7 protein-coding genes and 1 tRNA gene are annotated in these 9,216 nt (G+C 67.1%); all 8 read left to right on the forward strand.

The window, feature by feature from the left end:
- Positions 1-25 precede the first annotated feature (25 nt).
- Positions 26-844, forward strand: coding sequence for a glycosyltransferase family 2 protein (locus MFF07_RS18930; RefSeq protein WP_147816276.1), 819 nt, complete (start codon positions 26-28; stop codon positions 842-844).
- Positions 845-857: 13 nt separating this feature from the next.
- Positions 858-950: transfer RNA gene (locus MFF07_RS18935), tRNA-Ser, on the forward strand.
- A 607-nt stretch (positions 951-1,557) separates the two neighbouring features.
- Complete coding sequence (locus MFF07_RS18940; RefSeq protein WP_147816274.1) at positions 1,558-2,430, forward strand: ABC transporter ATP-binding protein; 873 nt, start codon at positions 1,558-1,560, stop codon at positions 2,428-2,430.
- Positions 2,427-3,320 carry a branched-chain amino acid ABC transporter permease gene (locus MFF07_RS18945; protein ID WP_147816273.1) on the forward strand — a complete coding sequence of 298 codons (894 nt, stop codon included), beginning with the start codon at positions 2,427-2,429 and terminating at the stop codon, positions 3,318-3,320. The genes MFF07_RS18940 and MFF07_RS18945 overlap by 4 nt, the downstream gene beginning before the upstream one ends.
- Before the next feature lie 5 nt (positions 3,321-3,325).
- The gene (locus MFF07_RS18950) at positions 3,326-4,363 is read left to right on the forward strand and encodes a branched-chain amino acid ABC transporter permease (protein ID WP_147816271.1); all 1,038 of its coding nucleotides are present in this window, start codon (positions 3,326-3,328) and stop codon (positions 4,361-4,363) included.
- 40 nt (positions 4,364-4,403) lie between these two features.
- Positions 4,404-5,756: an ABC transporter substrate-binding protein gene (locus MFF07_RS18955; RefSeq protein ID WP_147816269.1), complete on the forward strand. Its 1,353-nt coding sequence runs from the start codon at positions 4,404-4,406 to the stop codon at positions 5,754-5,756.
- A complete protein-coding gene (locus MFF07_RS18960) occupies positions 5,753-6,523 on the forward strand; it encodes an ABC transporter ATP-binding protein (protein WP_147816267.1) in 771 nt (256 codons plus the stop codon). The genes MFF07_RS18955 and MFF07_RS18960 overlap by 4 nt, the downstream gene beginning before the upstream one ends.
- Before the next feature lie 362 nt (positions 6,524-6,885).
- Positions 6,886-8,325, forward strand: coding sequence for a carbohydrate porin (locus MFF07_RS18965; RefSeq protein ID WP_147816346.1), 1,440 nt, complete (start codon positions 6,886-6,888; stop codon positions 8,323-8,325).
- Positions 8,326-9,216: the final 891 nt, after the last annotated feature.

Below are 9,216 nucleotides of genomic sequence, written 5' to 3' on the forward strand. Positions count from 1 at the left end.
AGGCGGCGCAGCAGCTTGAAGAAGAATGTCCGCGCTCCCGCTCTCCGTCTTCATCATCGCCCGGAACGAGGCCGACCGCATCGGCGCGACGATCCGTGCGGTGCGGGACCTGACCGACGACCTCGTCGTGGTCGATTCCGGCTCCACCGACGGCACGCAGGAACTCGCCGCATCCCTCGGCGCCCGGGTGATCCACAATGCCTGGCCGGGTTACGGCCCCCAGAAGCGCTTCGCCGAAGAACAGAGCCGCCACGTCTGGCTGTTGAACCTCGACGCCGACGAGGTCGTGCCGCCGGATCTCGCCGAGAGGATCCGCGCCCTGTTTGCCGGCGGCGAACCCGTTCATCCGGCCTGGAGGATCGGCATCGCCGAGATCTTTCCGGGCGAGTCCCGGCCGCATCCGTGGGCCTACACGCTGACCCCCGTCCGGCTCTACCGCAAGGATCGCGGCCGCTACTCGCCGTCCACGGTGCACGACCGCGTCGAGATGCAGCCCGGCGCCTCCGAAGGCCGGCTCGCGGGGGTGATCCACCATTTCTCGGTGCGCTCCCTCGGCGACCAGCTCGACAAGCTCAACCGCTATTCCGACCAGCAGGCGGACGACCTCGCCGCGCGCGGCATCGAAATCCCGGCCTGGCGGGTCTTCGTCGAGCTGCCGGGCAACTTCCTCAAGGCGTATTTCGGCCGGCGCCATTGCGTCCGCGGCGTCTACGGTTTCCTGACCGCGATGAACTACGCGATCTCCCGGCACCTGCGCGTCGCCAAGCACTACGAGCGCCGCGTGACCGCCCGCAGCGCTCCGACCTCCGCGAAGCGGGTTGACCCGCCCAATGCGAGCTTCTAGAGCCGGTATCAACGGAGACGTGGCCGAGAGGCTGAAGGCACTCGTTTGCTAAATGAGCATACCCCTAATAAGGGTATCGAGGGTTCGAATCCCTCCGTCTCCGCCATCAATTTTCCAGAAAAATCAAGAAGTTACGCGGGCCGCCGCGGGATATTGCGTCCTGCTGTCGTATCGGGCGGCGTGCGCTCGGCGATGCGTTCGGTCTCCTGATCGAGGCTGCCCAAGACGTGCGGCCTGAACAGCGGCAAATGCCGGCGACTCCCGATCCCTGTTGTCGCTGCCGGCGGGCCGGAGAGGTTGCCGAGCACGTCGCGCCGCCTGTCGGCATCGACGAGAACGAAGCCCTGTCGCCTTCGAGAGATCTTCGTTCATGCGGCCTCGACCCAGAGGGTCTGCCGAGCATCTGGGCCCGCAAGCGCCGGCCTTACGGGCTTGCGGGCGACGCGGCTCCGGAAAGCGCCCTCGCTCGGCGCCGATGCAAGCTTGGCAGAATGACGCTGCCGATCATCCGTGCCAGGAAACGAAAATTGCTCGGTTGCTGGAAATATAGTTTGGCGTTCTTTTGACACGCGAGTTCTTACAGTTATAAATCTATCGATGTTGGCGCGTTCTTGTTGTGCGTCTTGTCCGAGTAGAATCCAAGTCTTGAGCTGCCGTGTCGTCCTGCTGCGGCGTGATCGTGAAGACTTGGCCTGAGAAGTGCCGCTCCGATCATGAATATCGCCGTTCGGCCGTCCCCGTCGGATCGGTCTCGCTCCGCTCGCGTGGCATCGCCTCGACAGGCGCAGGCCCGGATCGCCGGGCGAGGGGCTCCGTTGCTTGCCGTCGAGGCTCTGTCGCTCAGCTTCGGCGGCACGGTCGCCCTCGACCGCGTGGACCTGTCGGTGGGCGTAGGTGAGATCCACGCCGTCATCGGGCCGAACGGGGCGGGCAAGTCTTCGCTCATCAATGCGATCAGCGGCCTCTACACCCTGGATTCCGGGGCGATCCGGATCGGTGACGACCGCTTCACCCGTGTGCCCACGAAACGGCTGGCCCGGCTCGGCGTGGCGCGCACTTTCCAGAACCTCGCCTTGTTCAAGGGGCTGACCGTCCTCGACACGGTGACGGCCGGACTGGTCGACAGCCAATCTGCCGGGCTGGCGGCGCAGATCCTCGGCCTGCCGACGGCGCGGCGCGAGGCGCGTGCGCAACGGGAGCGGGCGGAGGCGGTGATCGGCTTCCTCGATCTCTCGGATGTTCGCGACCGCCTCGCCGGCACGCTGCCCTACGGCGTGCAGAAGCGGGTCGAGCTCGCCCGCGCCCTGGTGGCGAGCCCGCGGCTCCTCCTGCTCGACGAGCCCATGGCCGGGATGACGGCCACCGAGAAGCAGCGGATGAGCGGCACCATCCGTGCGGCGCGGGCCTCCGGCGCCACCATCGTGCTGATCGAGCACGATATCGGCGTGGTGATGAGCCTGTCGGACCGCATCACCGTGCTCGACCACGGCCGCCGCATCGCCTCCGGCACGCCGGCCGAAATCCAGGCCGACCCGGCCGTCATCGCCGCCTATCTCGGCCTCGCCTTCGATGAGGAGGCCGCGTGAGCCCGGATCTCGCCTTTCTCGTCGAGGTGCTCGTCGGCGGCCTGCTCTCGGGGGTGATGTACGCCCTCGTCGCGATCGGCTTCGTGCTGATCTACAAGACCTCCGGCGTTCTCAACTTCGCCCAAGGGGCGATGCTGCTCTTCGCAGCGCTGACCTTCGTCAGCCTGACCGAACGGGGCGTGCCCTTCGCCGGCGCCTTCGTGGCGACCCTCGGCGTGATGGTGCTGCTCGGGCTCACCATCGAGCGGGCGGTGCTGCGCCCGCTGGTCAACCAGCCGCCGATCACCCTGTTCATGGCGACGCTGGGTGTCGCCTACGTCATCGAGGGCGCGGCCCAACTCGCCTGGGGCACGCAGGTGCACGGGCTCGATCTCGGCATCGACGACACGCCGATCGACATCGCCGGGGTGTTCGTCAGCCGTTTCGACCTGTTCGCGGCGGCCGTCGCCGGCCTGATGGTGGCGGTGCTCAGTCTGTTCTTCCGCTACACCCGCACCGGCCTCGCCTTCCGCGCGGTGGCCGACGATCCGCTGGCCGCGCTCAACACGGGCCTACGCCTGCCCCGGATCTGGGCCGCGGTCTGGATCGCCTCGGGCATCGTCGCCCTGGTCGCCGGGCTGCTCTGGGGCGCGCGCCTCGGTGTGCAGTTCTCGCTGTCTTTGGTGGTGCTGAAGGCGCTGCCGGTGCTCGTGCTCGGCGGCTTCGATTCGATCCTCGGCGCCATCGTCGCCGGGCTGATCGTCGGCGCGGTCGAAAAGCTATCCGAGGTCTATCTCGGGCCGTTCATCGGCGGCGGTATCGAGGGCTGGATCGCCTATGTCGCGGCGCTGGGCTTTCTGCTCGTGAGGCCGTCCGGGCTGTTCGGCGTGCGCAGCGTCGAGCGGGTCTGAGCGCCATGGCCGCGACCTCCGCCCCCCTCGCCAAAACCGTTTTGCGGCCTTCCGCGAACGCCGTCGGCATCGCGCTCCTGCTCGTCCTCGCCTACGGCATCGTGCCCCTCGTCGGCACCAGCTACCTCTACGAGGCGATCCTCACGCCGTTCCTGGCGCTGTCGCTCGCGGCCCTCGGGCTCAACCTGCTCACCGGCTATGCCGGCCAACTCTCCCTCGGATCCTCCGCCTTCATGGCTCTGGGGGCTTACGCCGCCTTCAACCTGTCGCTGCGGCTGCCCTTCCTGCCGCTGCCGGTGACGATCGTGCTGGCCGGCCTCGTCGCGGCCACTGCCGGGCTGGCAGCCGGATTGCCGGCCCTGCGGCTGCGCGGCTTCTACCTTGCGGTCTCGACGCTGGCGGTGCAGTTCTTCGTCGGCTGGGTGCTGAACCGCTTCGCCTGGATCTCCAACGACAGCCCGTCCGGCGTGATCTCCGCGCCGCCCCTCGTCATCGCCGGCCTCTCCTTCGAGGATGCCCGCGGACGCTACCTGTTCTCGCTCACCGTGGTCGCGCTGCTGACGTTCCTGGCCTGGCGCCTCGTCACCTCGCCCACCGGCCGCAGCTTCGTCGCCGTGCGCGACAACGAGACCGCCGCCCGCGTCATCGGCGTGAAGGTGGCGCGCACGAAGCTCCTGGCCTTCGCGCTGTCCTCCTTCGTGGTCGGCGTCGCAGGCGTGCTCTGGGCCTTCGCCTACCTGCGCACGGTGGAGCCGGCGGGGTTCAACCTCGATCGCTCCTTCCAGATCCTGTTCATCGTCATCATCGGCGGCCTCGGTACCCTGCGGGGCGCCTTCCTCGGCGCGGGGCTGATCGTCGTCCTGCCGCTGCTGCTGTCGCGGTTCGGCGCGGCTGTCCTCGGCGACGGCTTCGATTCCGGCACGCTGGAGATGTGTCAGCGCATCGCGCTCGGCACCCTGATCGTCGCCTTCCTGATCCGCGAGCCCGCCGGCCTAGCCGCGCTCCTCGACCGCGCCGTGCGCTGCCTGCGCCGCGCCGACTGACCGTTTCGTATTTCCCGAACGACGAACCGAAGGACACCCCATGCCCACGCTCAAGATCCGCCTGCGCTCCGCGCTCGTCGCAGGCACGGCGCTCCTCGCCCTCACTGGCGCGGCGAATGCCGACGAGCAGCACTTCCCGCTGCAGAGCTATCGCGTCGGGCCCTACGCGGCCGGCGGCACCGGCTTCTTCGGCGGCTTCATCGACTACCTGAACCTGATCAACACCCGCGACGGCGGCGTGAACGGCGTGAAGCTCACCTGGAGCGAGGGCGAGACCCAGTACGAGGTCGAGCGCGGCGTCGAGGTCTACGAGCGGCTGAAGTCCCGGCCCGGGATCGCAGCCTGGAATCCGCTCTCGGTGGGCATCGCCTACGCGATGATCGACCGGATCACCAAGGACAAGGTCCCGCTGATCACGATCAACCACGGCCGCACCGATTCCACCGACGGCCGGGTCTTTCCCTACGTCTTCCCGCTGCTGCTCAACCCCTACAGCGAGACGTCCGGGATCGTCGAATACTTGGCCTCCCGCGAAGGCGGCCTCGAAAAACTCAAGGGCAAGACCATCGCGGTACTTTTTCACGGCTCGCCCTACGGCAAGGAGACGATCCCGATCTACGAGCTGCTCGCCAAGAAGTACGGCTTCAAGGTCGAGCAGATCGAGGTGCCGCATCCCGGCAACGAGCAGCAATCGCAGTGGCTCACCATCCGCCGCCTGAAGCCCGACTACGTCGTGCTGCGCGGCTGGGGCGTGATGAACCCGGTGGCGCTGAAGACCGCGCAAAAAACGGGGTTTCCGGCCAACCGCATCGTCGGCAACGTCTGGTCGAATTCCGAGGAGGACGTGATTCCGGCGGGCGAGGCCGCCAAAGGCTACGTCGCGATCACGACCCAGGCCTCCGGCGCCGAGTATCCGGTGCTGCAGGAGGTGACGAAGACCGTCTACGGTGCCGGCACCGGTAACCTCGCCGACCGGAAACGCATCGGCAGCGTCTATCACAACCTCGGCATCGTGAACGGCATTCTCAACGTCGAGGCGGTGCGGGCGGCGCAGGAGAAATTCGGCAAGCGCACGCTCACCGGCGACGAGGTGCGCTGGGGCTTCGAGCATCTGCGCCTCGACGAGGCCCGCGTCGCCGCGCTCGGCGCCAAGGGGCTGTTCCACTCGATCAACGTCACCTGCGCCAACCACGAGGGCGAGGGCCGCGTCACTTTCCAGCAATGGGACGGGGCGAAGTGGAGCGTCGTCTCCGACTGGATCGCGCCCGACTGGGCGACCCTGCGCCCGATCATCGAGGCGTCCTCGGCGACCTACGCCAAGGAGCACGGCCTCACCCCGCGCGACTGCGCCAAGGAGGAGGCTGCGAGCCAGGCTCCGGCCGTCGGCCAGTGACCGCGACACCGCTTCTGCGCGTCGAGGGGCTCGAGGCGCGCTACGGCGGTGCCGTGCGCGCGCTCGTGGGCGTCGACCTGACGGTCGGCGCGGGGGAGATCGTGGCGCTCGTCGGCTCCAACGGTGCCGGCAAGACCACGGTGCTCAAAGCCGTCTCGAACCTCCTGCCCGCCGAGCGTGGGCAGGTCACCGCCGGGCGCATCGTCTACGACGGCCTCGATGTCGCCCGCACGCCCACCGACGCCCTGGTGCGGGCTGGGCTCGTCGGCGTGCTGGAGGGGCGGCACTGTTTCCGCGCGCTGAGCGTCGAGGAAAACCTCGTCACCGGCGGCCTCGGGCGAGGCTCGGGCCGTGCCGCGATCCGCGCCGACCTGGACCGGATCTTTTCGGTCTTTCCGCGCCTCGTCGAGAAGCGGCGGGCGCTGGCCGGGCTGATCTCGGGAGGCGAGCAACAGATGGTCGCCATCGGCCGCGCGCTGATGGGCCGCCCGCGTCTGCTCGTCCTCGACGAGCCCTCGATGGGGCTCGCCCCGAAGATCGTGGCCGAGATCTTTTCGACCCTCGCCCGGCTCAACCGCGACGAGCGCCTGACCCTGTTGCTCGCCGAGCAGAACGTCACCGTGGCGCTACGCCATGCCGACCGCGCCGTGGTGCTGGAGAACGGCCGCAGCGTGCTGGAGGGGACGGCGGCGGAGCTGCGCGCGCGGGACGACGTCAGGGCGTTCTATCTCGGCCTCGGGGCGGCGCCCGCCCTCACGGCGGCGTGACCGCCCCGGACGGCGCTCTTCTCCGGCCGGTAGACCTTGCGAAAGCATCTTCCGGATTCCGCGGCAAATACAGGATTGCAATTCATTGACGCGGTTCGACTTTGATCGAATAAATACAAGACGGCCGAGCTGATCTGTTCACGCAGAGAGGCGGACATCGCGTTTAGATCTCAGAATTGTACACGCCCCAGACTTGATTGCCTGGCGTGTCGCAACCTGCGCGCCCGATGATGTTCTCGAAATTCCACGACCATGCGCCCGCGCCGGTCGAACGCCGCCGCATGCCCGAACGACCAGCCGAGACGAGACCAGACGTCATGATCGACCCCGCGACCCCGACCGAAGCTTCGACAGGGACGAGCATGCGCCGCCTGCTGGCCGCGCTGATGGGCAGCTGCCTCGCCTGCACGCTGCCGCCGGCGATCGACGCCGCCCAGGCTCAGGCGCCGAGCGCCGTCGAGACCTTCACCGGAGAGGCCGGCCCGCGCACCGATGCGGGGGCGATCGGCGTCGCGCCGGACGGCACGGCGAAGTGGCACGGGCCGCTTGCCCCCTACGCGGCGTCTCTCGCGACGGCGGGCCTGAGCTTCGACGTCAACGTCTACGAGTACTTCTTCTCGAACCCGAGCGCCGGCCTGCGGCCTGGGCAGCTCTCGAACTCGACCTACAACGTGCTCAGCCTCGATGCCGACCTGAACACCATCGCCGGCATCAAGGGCGGCTACTTCCACTTCGCGCAGACCTTCTTCAGCCTGCGCTGGAACAACCGCAATATGGACGGCGACGTGGGCGATACCACGGTGGGCTACCAGCCGACCTTCAACCGCGACTTCGCCCGGCTCTCGATCCTGACCTACGAGCAGCGCCTGCTCGACGACCGGCTCGCCATCGAGGTCGGGCGCACCCATCCGAACCGCTACTATGCCCTGCCGCCCTGCCAATCGAGCGTCAGCTGCTTCCAGGACATCCTGCAGATCAATGCCGGCGTGACCTCGCCGCTCTACGGCGTCTGGGGGGCCAACGCCGCCTACAAGATCTCGCCCGAGGACTACATCCAGGCTGGCGCCTTCGCGGTGACGGGGCGCGCCAACTTCTCCTCCGGCTACGATTTCGGCCACGAGCCGCTGAACGGCGCCCTGGTGCTCGCCGAGATCGGCCGCTCCACCACCTTCGCAAGCCAAGCCTATCCCGGCCGCGTCGCGCTGACAGGCTTCTACAACACGGCCGACCACGAGGATAACTTCAAGACGGTCTTCGGCCGCTCGAAGGCCCTCAATCCGGCGGATCCTGTGCTGCAGCGTTCGGGGACCTCGGGCGTGATCCTCACCGCCTCCCAGGTGGTCTGGAGGGCCGACGACGGGGCCGACGCGGCCAACCTGAACCCCACCTCGATCCAGGCCTATACCAGCCTGGCCTACGCCCCGGACCCGACCATCCCGATCCGCTGGAACGCCTTCGCCGGCCTCACCCTGCAATCGCCTGACCAGTCCCGGCCCCTCGATCGCTACGGCGTCAAGGTCAACTGGCAGCGCATCGCGGCCGATTACGCGCAGTTCCTCGGCGACGCCAACCTCGTCTCCGGCGGTCCGGGCGGCGCCTATTCCCGCGACAAGCTGGTCTTCGAGGCGAACGCGCATCTGGCGCTCGGCAAGGGCATCTTCTTCGAACCGGTGGTTCAGTACCTCGTGAACGGCAATTCGTTCTGGAACCCCTACACGCCCAACCGCTCGAAGGACGGCTTTTACGTCGGCGCCACGCTGATCGTGCCGCTGGGCTCGATCCTCGGACTCGCGCCGGGTTAGAGTCGGCCCCGATCCCGCTCGAAACGCGCTCGAACACGGCGGCCGACACCGAGCCGCTTCGGTCGGAGATCGGGGGGATGCCGTCGGCGAACGCATGGGGGGCATTCATCGGTCGCCGTCCGCTGCCGAATGGCCACCCGCGCAGTCCTGCGCCGAGGGGCGATCTCCGGCGGAGGTCGGACGAAGCGGTGCAGCGTTCCGATTGACAGGCCGATCGACGCTTTCTATAGGGCTCCTCCCGGTGCGGCGCCTCGTAAGGCTGGCTGCACCGACGGACTTCTCGATCAGATCTGAAAGCAGAACTTGGAGCGATCCGGGCGATGCTTTCTGTTTTGTTGGTTGTGGAGTGCGTGCTCTGGATGCGGATCTTCGGTCCGTTTCTTCCGAGAGATTATCGGAGAGCTTGCCCCGGCTTACGCCGGGCGGCGATCCGTCGATCTTTTGGGGCAGAGATGTCGGTTCCGAAAATGCGGTTCGCCGGATTTTCGAGTTGACAGGGTTTTCGAGGCGCTCTAAACGGCGCCTCCACTTCGAGATTGGCGGCCGACAGGCTCTTGTTTCGAAGATCTACCAGTAAGGATTGTGGCTTTATCTGGGAAACCGAGACGTTACGATCTTCCGGTCTTCTGAAAACTTCGGTCCGCTGAATTTTCGAGTTGACAGGGGCTTCGAGGATCTTTAGACGGCTCCTCAGCTTCGAGACTGGCAGCCAACATGGCTTCGGTTTCGAGGGTCTACTGGAAGGGATCTAGGCTCTATCTCGGGAAACCGGATTGGTCTGGATCTTTAGTTGAGACGGAGAATTCTGACTTCGAATTTTCCTACTTGACACGATTTTGGCGGCGCATTAATCAGCGCCTCCGCTTTGGGTCTGGCTGGTTGATCTGGTTT

Source organism: Methylobacterium thuringiense (genome assembly GCF_022179645.1).
GTDB classification, from domain to species: Bacteria; Pseudomonadota; Alphaproteobacteria; order Rhizobiales; family Beijerinckiaceae; genus Methylobacterium; species Methylobacterium thuringiense.